Here is a 22409-nt window from a genome sequence, read left to right on the forward strand (position 1 = left end):
CGGGCACACTGGCCTGAACAGAGCAAAGGAGTGGGCCAGGTGCAGCTGGAGGCGGCGCTGCCGGTCGGCGCGGACCCGCGGCGGCACGCACGCGCCCTCGCCGAGGTGCGTGAGGCGGCGCTCGCCGGGACCACGCTTCCGAGTGCTCCGCGAGCGGTCATCGGCGCGTCCTGGCAGCGGATGCGACGTCTCGGCCTCGACCCGGATCGCGGCTCGCCGTCGTCCGCGCTCACCCCGGACCAGCTGGAAACCCGCCGCCGCGGAAGCGGTCTCGCGGCCGTCCTGCCCGTTCTGCGCGGCGGCCTGATCAGTCTCGCCGAGCAGGCCGCGCACATCATGGCCGTCGTCGACGCCGACGGCCGTGTCCTCTGGCGCGACGGCAGCACCGCGGTCCGCCGCCGCGCCGACGGCCTCGGCTTCGTCGAAGGGGTCGACTGGCACGAGCGCGCCGCGGGCACCAACGCCATCGGCACGGCGCTGGTCGCCAGGCATCCGGTCCAGGTCTACTCGGCCGAGCATTACGTCAGCAACCAGCACGATTGGACCTGCGCCGCGGCGCCGCTGCACGATCCGAGGGACGGCAGGCTGCTCGGCGTCGTCGACCTCTCCGGACCGGCCTCCACCGTGCACCCGACGACCCTCGCGCTGGTCGATACGGTCGCGAAGCTCGCCGAAGCGCATCTGCGGACCAGCCATCTCTCCGAGCTCGAACGGTTGCGCGGTCTGGCCACACCGCTGCTCGCCAAGGTGAAGGGCCGGGCGGTCATCGCCGACCCGCACGGCTGGATCGCGGCCTCGGCCGGTCTCGTCCCGGTCGGCCGGATCGCGCTGCCGAACGACGCCGCTCCCGGCCGCACCTGGCTGCCGGCCTACGGCGAATGCCTGCTGGAGCCGCTGCCCGGCGGCTGGCTCGTCCGGTTCACCGAGGGGGAGGACGCGCCGCCGACGCGCGTCGTGCTCGATCTGAGGTCTTCGCGGGAAAGCACGCTCCGCGTCTCGGGCGCGGCGGGAACCTGGTCGCATCGGCTGAGCCCGCGACACGCGGAGATGCTGTACGTCCTCGCACGGCATCGCGAAGGCAGGTCGGCGTCGGAACTGTCGCGCGACCTCTTCGGCGACGCCGGCCGGACCGTCACCGTCCGCGCGGAGATGTCCAGGATGAGGCGGCATTTCGGTGGGTTCCTGCTGGCCAGGCCGTACCGGTTCGGCGACGACGTCGAGGTCGTGGTCGAACGGCCGTCCGACGGTGAGGTGCTCCCGCATTCGGTCGCGCCCGCCGTCCGCGCCTGAGTGCGGTACGGCCGGGAAAAAAGGCCTTTCACCCCGCCGGGAGATCACGTGCCGATGACACACACCGGTGTCACTGGCTGCGCCGATCCCGACTCGGATACCTTCTTTGCGGGTAGAGCCAATGGGGAGGATCGGCGATGACGAGCACAGTGACCCGGCCGGGGGCGCCGGGGAGCCCCGAGCCACCCCCTGCGCCGGGAGGTCGCGGAGGGATCGCCGGGCTGCTCGAACTGCCGGGCAACGGGATCCGCGCGATCGTCCGGTCCGCGGCGACCACACCGGGCAGGCTGTCGGTGATCGCGATCGGGCTCGTCCTGCTGTCGCTGGTCGCGGGCCTGTTCGGCACGCTGGCCGCGCAGGACAAGAAGGACACGATCAACGGCCTGATCGACCACCGCGAACCGCTCGCCGCCGCCGCGCAGCAGGTCTACCGCGCGCTTTCGGACGCCGACGCGACAGCGGCCAGCTCGTTCCTCTCCATCGGCACCGAGCCGCTCCCGATGCGCCAGCGGTACGAACGCGACATCGCGGAGGCCGGGGCGGCGCTGGCGAAGGCGGCATCGGACTCCTCCGGTGTCGGTGAGGCTGCCCAGCAGATCAACATCCTCAGCCGCGAGATCCCCGTCTACACAGGACTGATCGAGACCGCGCGCACCTACAACCGGCAGGGTTTCCCCGTCGGTGCCTCGTATCTCCGTGAGGCGTCGGAGCTGATGCGGTCGAAAATCCTTCCCGCCGCACAGGAGCTCTACCGCACCGACACCGACCGGCTCGCCGCCGAACAGGACGACGCAACCGGATTCCCTTGGCTGGCAACGGCTTTGGTGCTCGCCCTGCTCGCCGCGTTGATCGTCACCCAGGTGCACCTGACCCGGAAGACCAACCGGCTGCTGAACGTCGGGCTGGTCGTCGCGACCGTGTCGGTGGTGGTGGCCCTGCTGTGGGGCGCGGCCGCGCTGATCGTGCAGAGCTCCCTCGTCGGCAGCGGTGAAGACGACGGCTCGCACCAGGTGGACGTCCTCGTTCGCGCCCGGATCGCGGCGCTGCAGGCGCGGGCCAACGAAACACTGACCCTCGTCGCCCGGGGTGACGGCGCGGCGTACGAAAAGGACTTCATCGATCTCGCCGGGCAACTCGGCGGGACGGACGGCCAGGGCGGCCTGCTGGGTGAGGCCCGCGGTCTCGCCGCGGGCGGCGCGGCCGCGGACAAGGTGGACGCGGCCATCCAAGCGGCGTCGGCCTGGTTCAAGGCACACGGTCAGGTGCGGAAGCAGGACGACGACGGCTCCTATCAGGACGCCGTCGACACCGCCATCCGTGACGACCTGAAGGACGGCGCCGCTGTGGCGTTCCTGCGGCTCGACGAGAACCTGGTGGCAGCGATCAACGTGGGACGACAGGAATTCCTCGACGACACCCGCGGCGCCGACCGCGCGCTGACCCTGCTCGCGCCGGGTATCGCGGTACTGGCGCTGATCGCGGCGGCAGGGGCCGCGTTGGGAATCCGTGAACGGCTGAGGGAGTACCGGTGATGCGGAACGGTCTGCGAACGGCCGTGCTCGGCGCGGTCTTGGTGCTGGCGACGGCTTGTGGCAGCGCGGGGACACCGGTCGATCCGGCCCCCGTCGGCGAGGTCGCGCCGCCGCTTCCCGCGAACGTCGGCGGTGCCGACAACGCCGGCGGCGGCGGAACGACCGACACGAGCTGCAACCCGCTGGCCAGCCTGCGGCCGACCAGCGGCACGTCGATCACCAGTGGTTCGACGATGGCGAAGATCAAGGAGAAGGGCAAACTCGTCGCGGGCGTCGACCAGACGACGTTCCTGTTCGGTTTCCGGAATCCGACCTCGGGCCAGCTCGAAGGCTTCGACATCGACATGGTCAACGAGATCGCGAAGGCGATCTTCGGCAGTGCGGAAGGGCGCGTCCAGTTCCGCGCGATCCCGTCGAAGCTGCGGGAAGATGTGCTCGAGAAGAAGCAGGTCGACATCGTGGTGCGGACCTACAGCATCACCTGCAGCCGGCTGAAGAAGGTCAATTTCTCCACCGCGTATTACCAGGCGGGGCAACGGATCCTGGTCGAATCCGGCTCGAAGGTCGCGAACCTGTCGGACCTCGGCGGGCGGCGTGTGTGCGCGACCAAGACGTCGACCTCGCTGACGAAGATCGCGGCGGATCCGTCGAAACCGGTGCCGGTCTCGGTGGACAACTGGTCGGACTGCCTGGTGATGCTGCAGCAGAAGCAGGTCGAAGCCGTGTCGACGGACGACGTCATCCTCGCCGGGATGCTCGCGCAGGACCCGACGCTGAAGATCGTGGGGGAACGGTTCACCCAGGAGAACTACGGCATCGGTGTCCCGAAGGAGAACGAGGACATGGTGCGGTTCGTGAACGCCGTGCTGGAGAACGTGCGCGGTGGCGCGTGGCAGACGAGCTACGCGAAATGGATCGGGAGCAAACTCGAGGGCGGGACGCCGCCTCCGGCCCAGTACAAGTGAGAACGGGCCGTTCGGGATTCGCTCCCGAACGGCCCGCTTCGGCTCAGGGGGACTTCTCGCCGATCACCGGCGGCACCGGCTTCGTTTCGCCGTCGTGGCCGCCGAACAAGACGTCGGCGTCTTCCTCCTGCAGGTAGTTCGGGGCCTTCTTTTCCTTGTCCTCTTCCTTCTGGCCGCGGCCACCGGGAGCACCGCCTGCCCCCATCGCACCAGGCCCGCCGGTCTTGCCCGCGGCGGCCGCGCCACCCCGGGTGATCCGCTCCTCCGGCAGCTTGCCCGCCCCGGACCCGCCGCCCTTGCCCGCGAGCTTTTCGGCTTCACCGGCCGAAACCTTGCCGCCCGCGAGCCGCTCGGCGACGTTGCCCGAGCCGCCGTTGCGCCCGAACCCGCCGCCTCCACCACCACTGGTCAACCGGCTCGCCGCGCTACCGCCCGGCCCGCTCGTCGTCCGGCCGGGCTTGCCGCGATACTGCTCGCTGCCCAACCGGCCGAGACCGCTGGGACCAGGCGTGTTGAGCGCCGCCAGCCCCGGCGTCGGCCCAGGCCGGAAAGTCCCCGGCTGCTGCCCGCCGACCGGCTGCCCCGGCGCCGGCACCCCGGTATGCCCGCCACCCGTGGTGATCCCAGGCGCCGGCGCGTTCGGACCACCCGTTCCGGGCATCCCCGGCCCAGGCCCGCTGTTGGGACCCGGCCCGCCGCTGAAGCCCCTGGCCTCCGTACCTCCGGAGAACCCGGACGCCGTCGTCGACTCGCCCATTTCCGGCGGTGGGGCGAAGGTGGGTTGCTTGGAGTTGACGTCGAAGAGCGACTGGTCGTAGGTGTGCATCACCTGCGCGGCCTGCTGATGTGCCTGGAACGACTGCTCCTGCTTGGCCGAAATGTTGCCGACCGTGTCCACCGCACCCGCGAGATTCCCCGTCGCGAGCTGGTTGAGGGCGTTCTTGTACTCGGCGTTGCGATCGAAGGGGACCTCTTCGGGCATGGAGTTCTTCGCGGTGGTGGCCGCGGCGGCGGACTGGGAGAACCGGTTGGACGCGAGATACGCGCCATCGCCGGCGGTGTCGGCCCACTTGCTGATGTTGGCGAAGAAATCGGTGACCGACTTGGCACCGTCGCCCTGCCAGTGCTCGCCCTCTTTGCTGATCGCGTCGCGGACGGCGTTGCTGAAGGTGTTCAGGGAGTTGCCCTGGTTGTTCCAGAGCTCGCCCTTTTCGTCGATGTCTTTCGGATCGAGATCCTGTGTGACCATGTTCTTCAGCTCGCCGTGCGAGACGGCTTCGTAGCGCTGTTCCGACGGGTTGAGGCCGACGCGGAATTGCTGGCCTTGTGCCAGCGCCGCGGCCTGGTCGGCCGAATACTGCCCCGCCTTCGCTTCGGCCGTCAGTCGCGCCGTGACGGAGTTGCCGCCGGGACCGGCATTGACCTCTTCGTACGTTTCGGAGTACCGCTTGGCCTCGTACGTCCGGCCGGTGTTGCCCATCGCCGAAAACTTGCTGTCGAAGTCGTCTTGGCCGACGTTGACCATGGTGCCTCCCGTTCCGTAGTCAGTTGCCTCTGGGCAGTTTCGGTTCAGCAGCCGTGGCGATTTCCCTGGACAGCGCGCAGGCTTCTTCGTTGGTTCCCTTGTTCAGGCCGGTCGATGCCGTCATCCGGGCATTCGGGGTGACGGCGATCGCCACTGTGCAGGCTTGTTTACCCGCATCCCCAGGAATCTCCACGGCTTCACGTTCGCCGACCTTCGTCGGAATCTTGGTTCCCTGCCCGGGGGACAGCTGATCGATTCCTGCCTCGGTGACGAGGTAAAGGGTCACAGAACCGAATCCATACTTCCGCGTGCCGCACCCGTTGTCGCTCTCGTAGGTCTCCTCGGCAGGAGGGTCGAAACCTTTTGCCGTAGTCGTCGGTTCAAGCAAGTCGCAGGCTTTCAGCTCCCCGAAAACATTCGCTGGGGCAGTGCTTTCCGATGTTCGGCTGGGCTGAGTTGGCACAGGTGTGGCGTTGCCGGGTTTCTCCGTTGAGCAAGCCGAAAGCCCTGCAGCAAGGAGAGTCGACAGAGAGAGGACGAGCAAGGTCCGGGATTTCGTGATCATGTCGGTCTCTGTCAGTCCTTTTGGAGAGAATTCAGCTGGTCGGCGTTGGCGGTGTCTCGCTGCGAGTACTTGGACTTAGCCAGGTTGATTGCTTCTTCGGCGCGGTTGAGGATGTCTCGCAGTGCGTCAAGCTGAGTCTTGGCGGACAAGTCGTCGCCGTCAGCCACTAGGACGGCGTGCTGGCCAACTTGCTGCGCGAACGGGCCAGTACCCAGCTTGGGCTTTTCCGTAAGGCGTTGGAACCGAATCTGGTTGTGTGCCCAGTCGGTTACGTAGTCGTTGATCGCTCGCTTCAGCGCCTCCCCGGCCTCTTCGCTGACCGCGAACCGCCCTTCCTTCGCCGCCGTCACCATCCGATCGGCCTGCGCCGAGAAGTCGCCCAGGATGTTCGAGAAGTTGCCCGGCGGTCCGCCGGCGCCGTCAGTCATGGTCTCTCCCCTGCACCAAGTCCCGGTCACTCGTTGCGCTCGTCAGATCACGATATCAGCGGAAACGGCCCCGAAGCCCGCCTTCCGGCGAGGATCACGCGCTGCCGACGCGGGCGGCTTCGACCAGGTCGTGGACCCATCGTGCCAGGTGAGAGCCACTCGTCGGGGTGAACGTGCGGCGGACTTCGCCGTCGGGGAAGCGGTCGGTGGCGAGCATGAAGCGGCCCTGGACGCTGTCGAACCACTGGACGCTCTTCTGCTGCGGTTTGCCCCGGTCGTCGCGCAGGGTGACGCTGACCGTGCCCAGTCGCGCGAGCGGGTGTTCGAAGAAGTGGGCGGCGGCGCCCAGGCGCAGGTTGTCCGGGTCTTCGTCGAACGGGTCGTCCGGTCGCTTGGACGGGGGGAGGGTGCTGGACGTCGTCACCCGCGCGGGGAACGGCTGCAGTGACGGCAGATAACCGAGCAGGGTCGCGACCACCTGTTCGGGGTAGACCGGCTCGAAGAGGATGTCGAACCCGCGTTGCTGGCTCACGACGCCCAGACGGCTGTTCCAGGCGCCCCGGTAGAGGTACTCGGCGTCCTGCTCGACCTCGTGCGCCTCCATGGTGAGGACGAAGTCGCCGGTGGCCCAGAGCCGGAGGGTCTGGTCGTAGTCGCGCAGCAGCTCGCGATCGCGCGCGAAGCCTCGATCGGCCAGTCCGGCCCAGATCTCTTCGCAGTGCCGCCCGCGTTCGGAGAGGGTGGTCCCGACGGTCGGGATCTCGAAGGGCAGCACGAATCTGCCGAGCCCGAGATCCTCGAGTACGACGTCGAGCTGGGCCATCGACATCGAAAATGACGCAGGCACCGGTCCTCCCCCTCATCACCTGCTGAATCGGTTCTCCACCGCACCGTAGCGGGTTCGACCCGGCGCGGACACGACCTGCCTGCTCACCACTAGGATCGGTGATGACGCCGTCGCGGGGATTTCGGGAGGTACCAGTGTCGGAAGAGCCGCGCCGTCCTCGGCACGCAGCGCCGGACGACGCCACGCCGGACCGTGAGGCGGAATCCGCCTCTTGGACGCCGCCGGCGCCGGTCCGCTGGGAAACGCCCGAACCGTCCATTTCCGGCAGGCTCGATCTGTCCGAGCCGTCGCGGCCCAAGCAGGAGCCGCGGCCGGAGAAGGACGCCGAGCGCACGGCCATTCACGCGCCCGTCCAGCGTCCGGGGACTCCGCCGCGCGGTCAGCAGCGGCCGATCCCCGGCGCCGAGGACCCGACGCGCCCGCCGGGTGACATGGCCCCGGTGAGCCCGAAGACGCAGGTCGTCCGCCCCGACTGGCAGGCCCCCGCCGACGCGCCGCAGCCGACCAGCGTCCTCGCCTCACCGGCGCCGGAGACGCAGAGCATCATGCCGCCGACGCCGCGCGTCGACAGCGGACCAGGGCCGCTTCCGGACCCGGGCACGGAAAGCGTCCTCCCCGAACGCTCCAGCGAGAGCCGCGGAACCGGGACAGGTACCGGATCGGGCAGCCGGGGCACCGGTACCGGCACCGGAACCGGCTCGTTCCCCGGCACCGCGCGCCGCACGTCGTCCCGCACGTCGCGCCGTGGCCGTCTCGGCGCCGGGCTCGTCGACGTGCCGCAGGTGCCGTACCGCGACCCGGCGTCAGCGGTCCTCGAGAACCCGATGGTGTCGGAGGAGAAGCGCTTCTGCGGTAGTTGCGGCGCCAAGGTCGGCCGCGGCAAGGACGGCAAGCCCGGTCCGCCCGAGGGCAACTGCGAGAAGTGCGGGAACCCGTTCTCCTTCGTCCCGAAGCTGCGGCCGAACGAGATCGTCGGCGGCCAGTACGAGGTCCTCGGCGCGCTCGCGTACGGCGGCCTCGGCTGGATCTATCTCGCGCAGGACCACAACGTCAGCGATCGCTGGGTCGTCCTCAAGGGCCTGATCGACACCGGTGACGCCACCGCGATGGCGGCCGCCGCCAACGAGCAGCGGTTCCTCGCCGAGGTCGAGCATCCCAACATCGTCAAGATCCACAACTTCGTGCAGCATCCGGACGGCGACACCGGCAACTCGGTCGGCTACATCGTCATGGAGTACGTCGGCGGCCAGTCGCTGCGCCAGCTCGCGCTCGCGCACCACCGCGAGACGAAGCGCCCGGAGCCGCTGCCGATCGGCCAGGTGATCGCCTACGGGCTCGAGATCCTGCCCGCCATGGGCTACCTGCACGGCCAGAACCTGCTGTACTGCGACCTCAAACCCGACAACGTCATCCAGACGCACGAACAGCTCAAGCTGATCGACCTCGGCGCGGTCCGCCGCATCGACGACTACGAGAGCCCGCTGTTCTTCACCACCGGCTACAGCGCGCCCGAATTGGCGACACACGGCGCTTCGGTGGCGTCGGATCTCTACACGGTCGGCCGCACGCTCGCCGTCCTCAGTTTCGAATTCTCCGGCTACACCACCAAGTACAAGACGACCCTGCCCGGCCCGGACGTCGTCCCGCTGTTCGCGCTCTTCGGTTCCTACTACCGGTTCCTGAAGCGCGCGACGCATACGGACCCGGATCGCCGGTTCATCGCGGCCGAGGAGATGGCCGACCAGCTGACCGGTGTGCTCCGCGAGATCATGGCGCTGGGTACCGGGAAGCCGCGTCCCGGCGCGTCGACCGTGTTCGGTCCGGAGACCCGCACGTTCGGCGTGGACATGGTCGTCCCGGAGCACGGCGGGAGCGTGCCGCTGCCGGATGCCGGCGAGGTGGTCGCGGGTCTGCCCATCCCGCAGGTCGACACGGACGACCCGGCGGCGGGCGTGCTCGCGTCGACGGTCGCGCTCGATCCCAAGGGCGCGATCGAGTCGCTGGCCGGGGCGCCGCGCGAGTCGATCGAGGTCCGGCTGCGTATCGTCCGCGCCCGGATCGAGCTCGGTGAGCTGGTCGAGGCCCAGCGGCAGCTGCAGGCCGCGCAGTACCTCGCGATCAAGGCCGGTTTCCCGCACGACTGGCGGATCGACTGGTACCGAGGGCTGATCGAGCTCGCGGGTGGCCGGTCCCGCGTCGCGCACGTCGCGTTCGGAGCGGTGTACGACGACCTGCCCGGCGAGATCGCGCCGAAGCTGGCCTTGGCCGTCAGCGCGGAGGGGGTCGGCGACTACTTCGGCGCCGCGCGCTACTACGAGCTGGTGTGGCGAACGGACCGGTCATACGTCAGCGCAGCCTTCGGCCTCGCTCGCGTGTACCTCGCGCAGGGCGCCAGGGCGAGCGCCATCGAGGTGCTCGAGGCCGTCCCCGCGTCGTCGTCGCATCACGTCGCCGCGCAGGTGGCCGCGATCAAGATCAAGACCAGGGTCAACGGCGGCGGCAAGGACCCGGTGATGGTGTCCGAGCGGGATCTCGTCGACGCCTCGACCAGGCTGGAGCGGCTGCAGCTCGACGCCGAACGTCGCACGCGTTTGTCGGCGGAGGTCCTCGAAGCGGCCTACGGCTGGCTCAACTCGCAGAACCGGCCGACGCCGGGGACGAAGGTGCTGGGCTGCGCCCTGGAGGAACGAGACCTGCGGTTCGGGCTCGAGCGCTGCTATCGGACGTTGGCCCGGTTGGCCGGGTCGGTCGACCAGCGGGTCGAGCTCGTCGACAAGGCGAACGCGATCCGGCCGAGGACCCTTACCTAGCACGAATGCTCAGGGGTTGATGTCCCACTCGCGTTCGCGCTTGGCCTTCTCGTGCGCGGCGGCGAGCTTCTGCAGCGCCTCGGGATCCCCGTGGGTGCTGAAGTGCTCGAATTCGACCCGTACGAACAGCGCCCGCGCGCGCACCGCGACCGGGCCGTCTTCGGCGTCGAGCCGTCCGTCGGCGCTCACGTAGATCTTCCGGCCGGCGACGCCGTCCAGTTTCGTGGCGATGTACAGGGTCGAGCCGACGGGAACCGGCCGGAGGAAATCCGTCTCCAGCTTCCCGGTGACGGCGGGGCGGCGCAGCAGGTTGCCGACGGTCGCGCCGAGCGCCTCGTCGAAGGCGCAGGCCAGCAGGCCGCCATGGGCGAGGCCGGGCGCACCCTGGTGGGCGGAGGTGACGGTGAACTTGGAGTACACCGTCGTCCCTTCGCCCACCGTCGAATGCAGGTGGAGCCCGGCCTCGATCTCGTCGCCGCACCCGAAACACTCACCGAAGTGGATGCCGAGGTGACTGCCCGGCTGCGGGGCTTTCGGGTGGACGGTCGCCGGTTCGACTTCGACCGGCGGCCACGGCTGCGAGATACGGCTCATGGAAAGACGTTAACTCGCCGGTAGCTCCGAGGCGCCGCCGGGAGTGGCCGGTTCCGGCTTCCGGCGCCGGATGATCCGCGAACTCACGATGCGACGCAGCGAAACCCCCGCCGTTTCCGGCAGCAGCAGGATCGGGATGGCCGCGATGGCCGCCGCGCCCATCAGGTAGTACGCGGGCCACAGGTTGTCGCCGGTGGACTTCACCAGGCTGCCGATGATGTACGACGCCGTGCCGCCGAACGCGGCGGTGGAAACGCTGTACCCGATGGAGAAACCGCCGTAGCGCTCCTGAGTCGGGAACATCGCCGGCAGCGTCGCCGCCAGCACGGCCAGGATCAGCACCAACGGCACCGCGATCATCAGGACGCCGAGGGCGAGCTGCCAGCCGTTCTGGTCGTCCGCGGCCGCGCCCATCAGCGAGAACGCCGGGATCGGCAGCACCAGGAAGCTCGCACAACTCGCGATGAGGATGGGTTTTCGCCCGATCTTGTCGGACAGGATGCCGACCGGCACGATCAAGATCAGCATCAGCGCGATGGTCGCCAGGATGATCAGCAACGGCGCGTGCCCGCTGAACCCGACCACGTCCTTGAGATAGGTCTCCAGGTAGGTGATCACGATGTAGTCGGCGACGTTCAGCATCACCACGATGCCGATCAGGTGCAGGATCGACGTCCAGTGCTTCTTGAGCAGCGCCTTCAGCGGCGACTTCTCGACCTGGTTCTTCTTCTCGATCTCCTGGAACAGCGGAGTGTCCTCCAGCTTGTTCCGCAGGTAGAGACCGACGATGCCGAGCGGCCCCGCGATCAGGAACGGCAGGCGCCAGCCCCATTCGCGCATGGCCTCGTCGCCGAGGACGACGGTGAAGATCGTGACGAAGCCGGCGCCCATCGCGAATCCGACGAGCGTGCCGAATTCCAGCCAGCTGCCCCAGAAACCCCGGCGCCGGGCGGGCGCGTACTCCGCGATGAACGTCGCCGCGCCACCGTACTCACCGCCCGCCGAGAAGCCTTGGATGGTGCGCAACAGGATCAGCAGGACCGCGGCGGCCGGGCCGATCGTCGCGTAGGACGGCAACAGGCCGATGATGAACGTCGACCCGGACATCAGGATGATCGTCAGCGCGAGTACCTTCTGGCGCCCGATCTTGTCCCCCAGCGGACCGAACACGAAGCTGCCGAACGGCCGCACGATGAAGGTGATCGCGAGGACCGCGAAGGTCGCCAGCGCACCTTCCGAAGTGCTCGAAGCGTTGAAGAAGACCTGCCCAAGGATGGCGGGCATGAAGCCGAAAACACCGAAGTCGTACCACTCGATGCAGTTACCCATCGCCGCTCCGGCGACGGCCTTTCTGATCTGCTCAGGTGGGGCCTCCGCCGGTTCCCCTTTTTCCTGATGTGACGCGCTCAGCGCCTCTTCGGCCATGGGTTTGACCTCCCGACCCACCCGTTTACTTACCCATCGTCGAGGGTTTGTTCCCTCGACCGTAGGCGTTCAAACGTCCGGGTTCAGCGCTTTGGATCGGTCGATCGAACGCCGTTCCCCCGAATCGGTGACGAAGCACCAGGTAAACCCGATGTCGGAGAATTTCCGATTACTTTGGGTCACACTTCGGGAATCGGACGTTCCGGGCAGGAGGTCAGCGGGTCGTGACCGCCGTCGGCGGGGCGCTCGGCTGCTTCGTCGGGGTGGGCCCCGGTGGGACGGCCGTCGTCGTGCGGCCCGGCTGGACGGTCCGGGGGACCGAACGGGTCTGCCCGGGTTTCGGCGTCGTCTCCGAAGCGGGCGGTTCCTGCGGAGCGACCTCCGGCCGGGGAGTCTCGGAAGGCGCGGGCGAGACCGGTGCGGGGGAGATGGTCGACAGGCCGGGGCCCGCAGGCTGAACCGGCGCGGACCCCTCACCGCCGCGACCGCCGACGGCGAACGCGCCGAACACGATCACCGCGACCGTCGCCAGCGAACTCCCCGCCACCGCCAGCCGTTTGCGCCGACGCCGGATCCGGCCACCCTGTTCGATGATGTCCGCCGCCCGGATACCCAGCGGGGGACCGCTCGCCCCGTGCGACAGCACGCCTTTGATGTCCTCGTCCATCTCCTCACCTCCCATCGTCGTGCGCTCCGCTCAAGGCCAGTTCGCTGAAATGCGGTCCGAGCCGCTTGCGCAGGGTCGCCAGACCCCGCGCGGCCTGGCTCTTCACGTTCCCGGTGCTGCAGCCCAGTGCCGCGGCCGTCTCTTCGACACCGAGATCTTCGAAGTAGCGCAGCACCAGCACGGCCCGCTGCTTCGGGGCGATGCCGGACAGGGCGTGCCTGACCAGCATCTCCTGCTCCGTGCCGCCCGCCTCGCCCGGGACGTCGGGAAGGGCGTCGGTGAGCTTCTCCCGTTTGCGCCACACGCGCCGATGCTCGGAGAGGAAGGTCCGCAGCACGATCTTGCGGGCGTAGCCGTCGAGCGCGTCGTGCCGGGAGAGCCTCGGCCAAGCCAGGTACAGCTTCAGCAGCGCGGCCTGGGTGATGTCCTCGGCCTGGTGCCAGTCGCCGCACAGAAGGTACGCGGTGGCACGGAGGCTGTGCGCGCGCTCGTCGAAGTACCGGGCGAACTCGCCGTCCCACGGCGAGCCCGTCCCGGTCTTCGACGAGCGGCTCGGCGACACCTAGTTACCGGCTCCTTCGACGATGGCGGGGAGGTGCAGATCCCCGGTCGGCCCGGCGGGAACGGCCTTGGGCACCCGGTGCTCGCCCGGCTTCACGACGCCGGGGCGGGTCGTCTGCGGGGCGGGCTCCGGACGCGCCGGGGCGGTGGTGGCGCGGGTCGGCTCGCCCGGTGCCGCGGTGGGCGCCTTGGTCGGCGGCTGGGGCGCCTGAGTGGCCGTCGGCGACGGCGCGCTCTGATCGGCCGACGCCAGCGACGTGGTCGCGAAGGCGGCGCCGCCCGCCAGCAGCAGCGCGCCGAGGGAAAGAGCGATACGAGTACGCAAGAGTGTCTCCTCGATCCGGGCGCCGCTCATTGGCCGCGGCGCCTTACGTCGTTAGACATGCGCCCCGCCCCGCAGATGGTTGCAGTGACTTTTCCGCGCGCTGGCGGAAAAATCCCGCCGGGCGCTCGACCGCAGGTCAGCGGCGGTTCACGACTCAGGCGCCCGGCAAAAGGAGGCGCGCGGGGTGAAGTCTTCCCAGCGCGCTGACGCGCTCCCGGAAGACAGGTTCTCGGTCAAGCACGAACGGCCGGAGACCGCGAAGGTCTCCGGCCGCCCGGTTCCATGGAAGTCGTTCAGCTCGCGAGAGCGGACAGCTTGGTCCACTCGTCCCAGGAATAGGTCCAGTCGCTGTAGTCGCGCGCCCGGTTGATCTTCACCGTGCTGCCCTCGATCTCGACGGGGTCGCCGACCAGGGCGCCGTCCATGTACGCCTTGGCGTTCGCCGGCGCCAGGTTCACACAGCCGTGCGAGATGTTCTTCTTGCCCTGCGCCCAGATCGAGGGCGCGTAGCCGTGGATGAACTCGCCGTTGGTCGAGAACCGCACCGCGGACGGGACGACGATGTTCTCGTAGTCGTAGCGCTCGTTGGTCATCGAGTACGTGTCGTGCTTGGACATCACCACGTGCGTGCCGCTCGGCGTGACGCGGCCCGGGTCGGCGTCGAGGCCGTAGCTGGCCGGGTAGTCCGCGATCTGCTGCCCGTCGCGGATCACCACGAGCCGGTGGGTCTGGGTGTTGCCCTTGACGATCTGCGAGCGGCCGATCGTGAAGCTCGCGGAGCGGTCTTCCTTGCCGTACACGCCTTCGCCGATCTTGACGCCGTAGATCTTGGCGTTGAACTTCACCGTGGTGCCGGGCTGCCAGTAGGCCTTCGGCCGCCAGTGCACCGAGGTGTCGTCGTGGACCCACGCCCAGGACCCCTCGGTCTTCGGCGTGGTCTCGACCGACAGCGCCTTCTCGACCGACGCCTTGTCGGTGACCTTGCTCGGGAACGTCAGCGTGATCGGCATGGCGACGCCGTACGTCTGCCCGTCGAAGACGTTGATGTTCGCGCCCACCTGCTTGCGCGGCTTGACGGTGGTGAAGGTCCCGCCGATCTCGACGGGTTTGCCGTCGGTGCCGGTGGCCTTGCCGGACCACGTGTAGGCCTTGCCGTAGCCGAGCTGTTCGGTGGTGACCCAGCTCTTCTTGTCCTCGGACGGCTGGCCCGCGACCTGCTTGCCGTCCGGGTTGGTCAGTACGACCTGGTCGAGCGTGCCGTCGGCGACGCTGACCTTGATGGGCTGCCCCGGCGCGACGTCCTGCGCGCCCGCCGCGGGCTCGTACGTCAGTTTGGCCGGCGCGGGCGCCTGCCCGCCGGTGTCACTGCTGACCGGCCCGCCGCCGTCCGGCCCGCTGGCCGAGACGGTCGGCTCGCTGCTGCACGCCCCCAGCGTCAGAACGGCCACCAACCCCAGTGCCGCGAACGCCGCCCGGCGGCGCGCGGTTTCCGAAAACCTCAAAGCTTCCCCTTTGCTCCCCTGTACACCGACCATGACGTCCGGACGGCCCCTTAAGTTGATCCCACGGAGAGTGATGCGAGTCACAATCGGGTGGGCCGTGGTTCACGATCGGGGCATGACCGACTTCGGTCCGTGTCCGGCGATGACCTGAGGTCGGCGTGCGGCGACAGGGTAGCGACGGGGTCCGACAGAACCCGGGTCGGCGTACGACGTTCCGGTGACCTTGGTACTTGGGGGTGCCCAGAGTCCGATCACGGGCTTCAAATATGGCCAGATCCCGGTACTCTGCCATCAGGCCGTCGTTTTGCGTGTTCGTGGCTTCACACTCGCGGAACTTCTGACGCGAGCCATGAGCCGGTGACGCGCTCTTCGCTCGACTCGTTGGAACCGCCCGGGACGGTCTGGGTGTCGCTTCGGAGGCACTCGAAGCGGATGTGCAACGAGGAGTACAGCGGTGGCGCAAGGCACTGTGAAGTGGTTCAACGCGGAGAAGGGCTTCGGCTTCATCGCGCAGGATGGCGGCGAGGGCGACGTCTTCGTTCACTACTCGGAGATCGAGGGTCGCGGGTTCCGCACGCTCGAGGAGAACCAGCGAGTGGAGTTCGAGGTCGGTCAGGGCCAGAAGGGCCCGCAGGCCCAGAAGGTCCGCGCGATCTGAGTCCGCCCTTCAGGCGTTGCTCAGACTGATCAGAAAAGCCCCCGGCGATCTCGCCGGGGGCTTTTCTCTTGCCGTGAAAGCTTCTTCTGTTGTGCTGTTCCGTTCCGGGTGACGGGGATCAGCGGGGGACGGGCTGCTCCCACGCGTTGGCGTCGAAGTGGAATTCGTCGGTGTGGGCTTCTTCGTGGCGGCGCTGCTGGGCCGAGTTGGCCTGCGATTCCCACGAGAGGCGCTCAAGGATCCATTCCTGCGCCAGCGCCTGCGGCGACAGGTTGCGCTCGGCGGCGGCGTCCTTGAGCTGTTCGCAGGCGATGAGGTTCATCCGCAGCTGGAACACCTGCGCCTCACCGAAGCGCTTGCCGGTGCCGGTGCTCTCCGGGTCGTTCTCGGGGGCGAGGGCACGAAGGTAGCTGGTGAGCTCCGTGTCTTCGACGACCGCTTCGGCCTCCTTGGAGGCGGAGTTGCGGTGACGACCGGGGTTGACCGGCTTCAGGTTCGTGCGGCTGCCGCTACGACGGCTCAGGGAAGGAAGGGGCACCGGGCCACGATAACGGTTCGGTCTCGGCAAACCAACCACAGTGAGCCACGACACACCCTTTATTTCTCCCGAACGGCCCAATCCCCCACAAGAAAACCTTTTCCCATGATCACAACCCGCAACCGGAAGAGGAAATATCAACGGGACCGGGCCTGGGCTGCCAACCGCCGCCACTGGGAACCTGGGGTCTGGGGGTGGCCCCCAGAAAACGGAGCGACCCCCGCGCCAGGGGGAGGAACGCGGGGGTCGGAGGGGATCTCCACAGGCGCTGACCGGGGGTGTGTCAGCAAATCGATTGTTGCACGGTTTGCTGAGAAGGGCGAGTGGGCGCGGGCAGAATTCCGGTCAGGGCGCCACCTGTGGTTCGCCTGGGGTTCATGTGGCGCGGGCGTACGCGTGATCGCTCTGCGTTGTGCGGAGCGTGGCGACAGGTTCACTCTCCGGGGGGCTGTGTGCCGCGGCCGGCTCTGGTTAGCCTCGCGGCCAAGCTGTTCGTTGGCCGTCTGGAGGAACCATGGGTGGGTCTGTGGAAGTTCGACAGTTCCTCCTTCGGTACGAAGGTGCCGATGGGGGAAGCTCGACGACGTTGGCCGGTGGTCTGCCGGCGCAGCGCACGGGTCAGGGGGACGCGCAGCGCGTCTCCGACGACCAGGTGCGCCGTGCCCGGCTGGCGGTGGCCAACGGGGCGTTGGGTGTCGATGACTGTGTCCAGCTGCTGGACATGCTGGGGTTGACGCTGGACGAGGACGGGCAGGCGCCCGTTCAGCGCTGAGTTCGTTCACGGAGCCCGGGCGCGCGGGGTGTGCCGCGCGACCGGGCTCCGTTCTAGGCCCGGGCGGCCGCTCGGGCCTGATATCCTGAAGTCACCGCGTTCTCGCAGGTCCCAGCCCTGTGAACAACTAGGGGACCCCCTGTGCGAAGCCCAAAACGGGTGTGTCCTATAGTTATGTTCGCTCCCGGGGACACCGGAGAGCGCGGGTCGGTCGGTTCGCCGAAACCGAACCGGGCTCCCATCGTCCAGCGGCCTAGGACTCCGCCCTTTCAAGGCGGCAACGCGGGTTCGAATCCCGTTGGGAGTACGCAGTACAGTTGGAAAGCAGTATGCAAGGCCCTGTGGCGCAGTTGGTTAGCGCGTCGCCCTGTCACGGCGAAGGTCGCGGGTTCGAGTCCCGTCAGGGTCGCAAGATCGTTCGGCTCCTCGCCGGCGTTCCCGGCCAGGTAGCTCAGTTGGTACGAGCGTCCGCCTGAAAAGCGGAAGGTCGCCGGTTCGACCCCGGCCCTGGCCACCGCTCTTCAAACCGTCTTGACCCAGGTCAAGGCGGTTTTTTCATGTCCGGGGTCGATCTTGAGTCTGTCCACTGTTGACCGTGGTTGACCCGCTTTGGCCGCCGCTTGTCGCACGTATGTTGCACGCCTCGGGACTGCTGTCGCCCACTGAAGGCTTCGCGTGCCTGTTCGCCCCGCTTCCCTCGCCCCTGCCATCTCTAGCGCCGGGTCGGTCGCGTCAAGGCACGCTTTCCCGCCTTGATGCGGGCGGGCCGGTGTTAGACGCTGAGAAGCGAGGGACCACCTGGTGACCACTGCGCGTCGGCTGGGTGGGTCGGGTGATCTCGCCGTGTGGCTCCTGGATCTCCGTCGTCGTTGGCGGCGCGCTGCGGGTGCTGCCCTGCGGCGGGCTCGCCCGGCGGCGCCTGCCGGAGCGGAGCGGGAGGCCGGCGTCGCCTCCTGGGCGTAGCCCGCCGGACGGGTGGTGACCCGCGCGCCGCCAACGGCGGCGCCTTGATCCCATAGAGCCAAATTCGGCAGAGAGTAAGGCAGCTGCATCGAGTGACTGTGCAGCAATGTCTCGATGGGTGGTTCGTTGGTTGCGCAACTCGGGCCAAGCGTGTGCTCAGGTAGAGCCTTACCAGCGAGAACATGCAGGTCACGAGTCATGTTCGGTGTGCAGCGGAGAGCCAGCCTCACAGCTACATCTGGTGTTCGAGCCCAACTCTTGACTCGAGTAAGGTGATCGTTGCTGTAGCACACGAAAGTAGAGGTAGGGACCAAGAGTGGCGTACGACCGAACGGAGGGTGATGGTCAACATGAAATGTTCGCTCTCGGCACTCTTGCTCGAACTCCCCGTCCGAAGCTTTCTCCAAAACGTCCGCGGGTCGAAGTGGAGGGCTTGGCGGATGTGTTCCCTTACTACGCGGGCTTCTCTTTTGAGTGGGCGAAGGATCACCTGAGGCACGCCGCTAGCTCAGAGACAGAGATCATTCTCGACCCATGGAACGGTAGTGGTACTACTACGCTCGCAGCACAGGATATCGGAATCCGGTCTGTGGGCTTGGACCTCAACCCGATCGCGAACGTGGTTGCGAGACTGCGTGTGAACGCTACCGAAGGCGTAGCGGTATCTGCGGTTCCCGCGAGAACCATGTCCCGTAAGAGGAGCGGCGACCCGCTCATGTCATGGCTAACTCCACGTGCAGCCAATCGAGCACGCTCCTGGGTGCGCTCGCTCGATGGACTGGCTAGTTCGACTTCGACCTTAGGCATGGTCTCAATTTTTCGTGTGGTTCGCCAACTGACAAAGAAGTTTGAGGGCAGCAATCCTACTTGGGTTAGACGAGCTGGTGGTGCCGATGAGCTTGTCGATATCAGTCCTCGCGATCTTGACGAACTGATCATTTCAGATCAGTACGCGCTGATGGAGAGAATCAAGGATAGTCGTGTCCAGCCTAATGCTACCGTCAACCTGCTAACCGGTTCTTCGGCGAGGTTGCCATTGCGAGATAATTGTGTCGACCTGGTGCTGACTTCTCCGCCATATTTAACGAGAATTGACTATGCGGTTTCTTACTCGCGGGAACTCGCTGTTCTAGGCGTCGATATATCCGTCGATCGGCGGCTTAGGTCTTCTCTTATGGGTACGACCTTGATTCGCCCCGCTGTAACTGAAGTAACAACATATGGTGACCTTGCGCGTGACCTTGTTCGGCAGGTATCCGAGCATAAAAGTAAGGCGTCATCGGGTTACTATCGCAAGCAAGTCGTGCAGTATCTAGATGATCTAGTCGGTAGCCTAAGTGAGATAGACCGAGTTTGCAGAAAGGAAGCAACGCTAATCCTTGTTGTGCAAGATTCGTACTACAAGGATGTTGCGGTCCGGCTTGCTGACATATGCCAGGAAGAGGTTAGTTCCCGCGGCTGGTCGATCTCCGGAAGAGAAGAGTTTGAGGTAAGCCGGAGCCTTACTACGGTTAATAAGGCTGCTCAGGCTTACGTAAAGGGTAAGGTGTCTGAGACGGTTCTCACGCTCAGAAAGGAGTAGTTCCTCGTATGGCACGACCAGATGAGTCAGAAGACATCATCGGTGAGGTTGACGAGAAGATTACTGCTGTCCGCACCAGTTCGCTAGATTTTTCATTCAATGAATTGGCGGACATGCATTCTTCTGGTGAGCTTATCATTGATCCTGAATTCCAGCGAATGTTTCGTTGGAGCGAGGGGGCGCAATCACGCTTCATCGAATCCCTCTTGCTTGAGTTGCCGATCCCGCCGATCTTTCTGATTGAGCGTGAAGACCGGATATACGAGTTGATCGATGGTCTCCAACGTCTGTCGTCATATCTGCACTTCACTAGTAGGCTAGCGCCTGAGGGGGAGCCGCTAGATCCGCTTGAACTTTCTGATTGCGATATTATTGAAAAGCTGAACGGGTATTCGTACGAATCTCTCCCTCGTCCACTTAAGATCAAGTTGCGGCGAAGCTATGTTCGCGCTGAAATTTTGCGTAAAGAAAGTGATCCGCGGCTGCGTTACTACATGTTCAAGCGATTGAACACCGGTGGCGCGGTTCTGTCCCAGCAAGAGATTCGCAATGCGACGATCAAGCTACTATCAAACGACTTTAATAGCTTTATTATTGATCTGAGTCAGAACCCTGACTTTTTTACCTGCACCAGCATAATTTCCTCAGAGGCTAGAAGTAGAAAGTTTGACCAAGAGTTGGTCTTGCGCTTCTTTGCGCTAAAAAACGACTTCTCAAGTTATGTACACGATGTAAGCGAATTCTTGACAGACTACATGGAGAAGGTGTCAGATCCTTCTGATTCGACAGGGTTTGACTTCGAGTCGGAACGCGCCATATTCGCGAAGACTTTTGCGATCCTGAAGAAGATTAGCGATATCCTGGACATAGATTCCAGGATATTTGGCACGATCGGTAGAGGCAATGAGCCAAGAAGTCAGTTCTCTGTCTATCATTTTGAGGGTATTTCGTTAGGCCTGCAAGATGTCTTGTCGAGCGTTGACTTGGATAATTCTGCGCAGATCGAGAAATTGGCTGAAGTTGTGCGTAAAGGGAAGTCGGATCAAGATTTCTTAAAGCATGGCGGTGCCGGGAAGAACTATAGAAATCCGACGCGTGCTCGGATTAAGTACTTCTCGGACAGGTTCTCGGCGGCGCTGCGTTGAATATAGAAGACTTGCGCACCGCTCTAGAGGAGGATCTTGCGTGGCGCCTGGATGAGTTGCGCCATTTAAGAAACGAACTGCTAGGGCGTCGTGAACCGGAAGATTGGCCGGCATCTGCCTTGCGGGCGATCCTCGTAATGCAGTATGCGCACCTCGAGGGCTTCGCCCGCAACGCATTCTCCTTATATGTTTCCGCAATAAATTCCAGGTCATTGCAGTCAGATGAAGTTCATCCGCAACTGGCGGCCTCTGCGTTGATAGCTGAATTTGATAATCTGAGGCTAGGTGCTGCGTCAGAGCAAGAAAGTGAGTCTGGCCGCCTAAGTCGACGCGCTAGGCAGCAGGTCGAGTTCATCGAGAAGATGCGTGATGCGTATCGATCTCCTGTGAATATAGATGCTGAAGCTGCGGTGTCGATGGAAATGAACTTCGGCAGCGACGTTCTCCGCAGGACGCTGTACCGCTTGGCTATTCCCGATGATAAAGTTGATAAAAGCTACTACTCGTCACTTGAATTTGTGCGAAACGCCAGAAATGATATCGCCCATGGGAGTCGGAAGGAAAGGATTGCTGCCGGACTTTTTGAGGCGCATAGAAAGAAGTGTGAAGTGTTCATGAACGATTTGGCAAGGCTAATAACTGCGGCTGTGCGCGAAGAGTGGTTTAGAGTGGCAGAAGTGGCGAGTTAATGCGACCATCGGCGTGGACTACTGAGCTGGCGGCTAGACGGCTTAGCGTGGACTTGCCACGTCGTTGGAAGCACTCGCAGGGAGTGTGTGAGCGCCTAAGGACTGCGGACCGACTGTTTGCCGCTGACGATGCGAGGGTGCTCGCGGCGGCTGGCATCCTTCACGACATTGGATATTCGTCCGATCTAGTAGCGACGGGGCTGCACGCGCTGGATGGCGCTCGGTACCTGCGGGAGATAGGGGCTCCGGAGCGGCTGTGCGCGTTGGTGGCGCACCATTCGGCGGCGCACGTAGAGGCCGACCTGCGGGGCCTGGCTGATGAGTTGGCCGCCTGGGCTGACGAGAGGACGCCGCTTAGGGACGCTCTGTGGTGGGCCGACATGACCACGTCGCCGGATGGTGAAGTTGTCACCTTCGAAGAGCGAGCGGCGGAGATTCAGCAGCGGTACGGACCGGATGACGTTGTGTCGACGTTCATTCAGCTAGCGCGGCCGGAGCTGGCGGGCGCAGTCGAGCGGACAGAAGCCCGGTTGCGGGCGGCTGGCATCAACTACGTGTAGAACGGCTGGTCAGCACCCTCGAAACCGCGGGCGATCCTGAGCCGGATGGCGGGATGGATATTGAGGCCGTCCAGCTTGGCTGGTTCGACCCACAGAACCTCTTTGCTCTCGCTGCTCGTGCGCAGGTCACCGGACAGAGGGCGGGCGCGGAAGCAGAGCGAGAACTCCTGACGGACCTCGCCGTCGTCGTACTCGATGACGTAGTCGGGGTCGGAGAAGATCCCGATGAAGCCAGTGACGTCGACGGTCAGGCCTGTCTCTTCCTCGACCTCGCGGACCACGGCCTGTGCCACTGACTCGCCGAACTCCTGGCCGCCGCCAGGGATGGCGTACCGGTCGTTGTCGGTGCGCCGGATCATCAGCAGCCGGCCAGCCTCGTCCAGGATGAACGCGCTGACGGCGACCCGCAGTGAGTTCGCCTCCGGCGCGTTCGGTTCGTGGTAGTGGTCTCGGCGTGCCATAGCTC

At 65.8% G+C, this 22409-nt stretch carries 22 protein-coding genes, 3 tRNA genes and 1 pseudogene; 14 read left to right on the forward strand and 12 right to left on the reverse strand.

The window, feature by feature from the left end; translation table 11 throughout:
• Positions 1-30 precede the first annotated feature (30 nt).
• From ACZ1DY_RS02485 to ACZ1DY_RS02495, 3 genes are all read left to right on the forward strand, one after another.
• Positions 31-1290, forward strand: a complete 1260-nt coding sequence (locus ACZ1DY_RS02485; protein WP_257489445.1) for a GAF domain-containing protein — start codon at positions 31-33, stop codon at positions 1288-1290.
• Between the two features lie 137 nt (positions 1291-1427).
• Positions 1428-2822, forward strand: a complete 1395-nt coding sequence (locus ACZ1DY_RS02490) for a hypothetical protein (RefSeq protein WP_257489442.1) — start codon at positions 1428-1430, stop codon at positions 2820-2822.
• On the forward strand, positions 2822-3787 hold the full coding sequence (locus tag ACZ1DY_RS02495) for a glutamate ABC transporter substrate-binding protein (protein ID WP_465483505.1): 966 nt from the start codon (positions 2822-2824) through the stop codon (positions 3785-3787). The genes ACZ1DY_RS02490 and ACZ1DY_RS02495 overlap by 1 nt, the downstream gene beginning before the upstream one ends.
• Positions 3788-3830: 43 nt before the next feature.
• On the opposite strand, the gene ACZ1DY_RS02500 is transcribed toward ACZ1DY_RS02495, so the two are convergent.
• The 4 genes from ACZ1DY_RS02500 to ACZ1DY_RS02515 all read right to left on the reverse strand — a co-directional run bounded on the left by ACZ1DY_RS02500 (position 3831) and on the right by ACZ1DY_RS02515 (position 7152).
• On the reverse strand, positions 3831-5312 hold the full coding sequence (locus tag ACZ1DY_RS02500) for a PPE domain-containing protein (protein WP_465483506.1): 1482 nt from the start codon (positions 5310-5312) through the stop codon (positions 3831-3833).
• Positions 5313-5331: 19 nt separating this feature from the next.
• Complete coding sequence (locus tag ACZ1DY_RS02505) at positions 5332-5877, reverse strand: DUF3558 family protein (protein WP_465483507.1); 546 nt, start codon at positions 5875-5877, stop codon at positions 5332-5334.
• A gap of 11 nt (positions 5878-5888) precedes the next feature.
• Positions 5889-6305, reverse strand: a complete 417-nt coding sequence (locus ACZ1DY_RS02510; RefSeq protein WP_465483508.1) for a hypothetical protein — start codon at positions 6303-6305, stop codon at positions 5889-5891.
• 94 nt (positions 6306-6399) lie between these two features.
• Positions 6400-7152 carry an ESX secretion-associated protein EspG gene (locus ACZ1DY_RS02515; protein WP_465483509.1) on the reverse strand — a complete coding sequence of 251 codons (753 nt, stop codon included), beginning with the start codon at positions 7150-7152 and terminating at the stop codon, positions 6400-6402.
• A gap of 134 nt (positions 7153-7286) precedes the next feature.
• Between ACZ1DY_RS02515 and ACZ1DY_RS02520 the strand changes: the two genes are divergently transcribed.
• Positions 7287-9962, forward strand: coding sequence for a tetratricopeptide repeat protein (locus ACZ1DY_RS02520; protein WP_257489436.1), 2676 nt, complete (start codon positions 7287-7289; stop codon positions 9960-9962).
• Between the two features lie 9 nt (positions 9963-9971).
• On the opposite strand, the gene ACZ1DY_RS02525 is transcribed toward ACZ1DY_RS02520, so the two are convergent.
• The 6 genes from ACZ1DY_RS02525 to ACZ1DY_RS02550 all read right to left on the reverse strand — a co-directional run bounded on the left by ACZ1DY_RS02525 (position 9972) and on the right by ACZ1DY_RS02550 (position 15069).
• Complete coding sequence (locus tag ACZ1DY_RS02525) at positions 9972-10556, reverse strand: PaaI family thioesterase (protein ID WP_020633063.1); 585 nt, start codon at positions 10554-10556, stop codon at positions 9972-9974.
• Positions 10557-10565: 9 nt separating this feature from the next.
• On the reverse strand, positions 10566-11981 hold the full coding sequence (locus ACZ1DY_RS02530) for an MFS transporter (RefSeq protein ID WP_126732299.1): 1416 nt from the start codon (positions 11979-11981) through the stop codon (positions 10566-10568).
• A gap of 214 nt (positions 11982-12195) precedes the next feature.
• On the reverse strand, positions 12196-12648 hold the full coding sequence (locus ACZ1DY_RS02535) for a hypothetical protein (RefSeq protein WP_465483510.1): 453 nt from the start codon (positions 12646-12648) through the stop codon (positions 12196-12198).
• Positions 12649-12652: 4 nt separating this feature from the next.
• Positions 12653-13210, reverse strand: coding sequence for a SigE family RNA polymerase sigma factor (locus tag ACZ1DY_RS02540; protein ID WP_126732297.1), 558 nt, complete (start codon positions 13208-13210; stop codon positions 12653-12655).
• Positions 13211-13564 (reverse strand): hypothetical protein, encoded by a 354-nt coding sequence (locus ACZ1DY_RS02545; RefSeq protein ID WP_126732296.1) that lies wholly within the window; start codon positions 13562-13564, stop codon positions 13211-13213.
• Between the two features lie 263 nt (positions 13565-13827).
• A complete protein-coding gene (locus ACZ1DY_RS02550; protein WP_126732295.1) occupies positions 13828-15069 on the reverse strand; it encodes a L,D-transpeptidase in 1242 nt (413 codons plus the stop codon).
• A gap of 421 nt (positions 15070-15490) precedes the next feature.
• On the opposite strand from ACZ1DY_RS02550, the gene ACZ1DY_RS02555 reads away from it, so the two are divergent.
• The gene (locus ACZ1DY_RS02555) at positions 15491-15694 is read left to right on the forward strand and encodes a cold-shock protein (RefSeq protein WP_003097368.1); all 204 of its coding nucleotides are present in this window, start codon (positions 15491-15493) and stop codon (positions 15692-15694) included.
• Between the two features lie 118 nt (positions 15695-15812).
• On the opposite strand, the gene ACZ1DY_RS02560 is transcribed toward ACZ1DY_RS02555, so the two are convergent.
• Entirely contained in the window at positions 15813-16232 is a 420-nt protein-coding gene (locus ACZ1DY_RS02560; RefSeq protein ID WP_126732294.1) for a hypothetical protein, read from the reverse strand.
• Between the two features lie 514 nt (positions 16233-16746).
• On the opposite strand from ACZ1DY_RS02560, the gene ACZ1DY_RS02565 reads away from it, so the two are divergent.
• The 9 genes and pseudogenes from ACZ1DY_RS02565 to ACZ1DY_RS02605 all read left to right on the forward strand — a co-directional run bounded on the left by ACZ1DY_RS02565 (position 16747) and on the right by ACZ1DY_RS02605 (position 21943).
• Positions 16747-17004: a hypothetical protein gene (locus ACZ1DY_RS02565; protein WP_020633070.1), complete on the forward strand. Its 258-nt coding sequence runs from the start codon at positions 16747-16749 to the stop codon at positions 17002-17004.
• A 234-nt stretch (positions 17005-17238) separates the two neighbouring features.
• Positions 17239-17311: transfer RNA gene (locus ACZ1DY_RS02570), tRNA-Glu, on the forward strand.
• A gap of 28 nt (positions 17312-17339) precedes the next feature.
• Positions 17340-17413 (forward strand) — tRNA-Asp (locus ACZ1DY_RS02575).
• A 31-nt stretch (positions 17414-17444) separates the two neighbouring features.
• A tRNA-Phe gene (locus tag ACZ1DY_RS02580) sits at positions 17445-17518 on the forward strand.
• 804 nt (positions 17519-18322) lie between these two features.
• Positions 18323-18565, forward strand: a pseudogene (locus tag ACZ1DY_RS02585) (DNA methyltransferase); the annotation flags it as partial.
• Positions 18566-18727: 162 nt separating this feature from the next.
• Positions 18728-19549, forward strand: a complete 822-nt coding sequence (locus ACZ1DY_RS02590) for a hypothetical protein (RefSeq protein ID WP_465485840.1) — start codon at positions 18728-18730, stop codon at positions 19547-19549.
• Positions 19550-19557: 8 nt separating this feature from the next.
• Positions 19558-20694: a DUF262 domain-containing protein gene (locus ACZ1DY_RS02595; protein WP_465483511.1), complete on the forward strand. Its 1137-nt coding sequence runs from the start codon at positions 19558-19560 to the stop codon at positions 20692-20694.
• 11 nt (positions 20695-20705) lie between these two features.
• On the forward strand, positions 20706-21383 hold the full coding sequence (locus tag ACZ1DY_RS02600) for an MAE_28990/MAE_18760 family HEPN-like nuclease (protein ID WP_465483512.1): 678 nt from the start codon (positions 20706-20708) through the stop codon (positions 21381-21383).
• On the forward strand, positions 21383-21943 hold the full coding sequence (locus ACZ1DY_RS02605; RefSeq protein ID WP_465483513.1) for an HD domain-containing protein: 561 nt from the start codon (positions 21383-21385) through the stop codon (positions 21941-21943). The genes ACZ1DY_RS02600 and ACZ1DY_RS02605 overlap by 1 nt, the downstream gene beginning before the upstream one ends.
• Here the strand turns inward: ACZ1DY_RS02605 and ACZ1DY_RS02610 are convergent.
• Complete coding sequence (locus ACZ1DY_RS02610) at positions 21934-22404, reverse strand: NUDIX hydrolase (protein WP_465483514.1); 471 nt, start codon at positions 22402-22404, stop codon at positions 21934-21936. The two genes, ACZ1DY_RS02605 and ACZ1DY_RS02610, sit on opposite strands and share 10 nt — an antisense overlap.
• Between the last annotated feature and the right edge of the window lie 5 nt (positions 22405-22409).

The sequence above is a fragment of the Amycolatopsis sp. PSD-21 genome, from assembly GCF_055561455.1.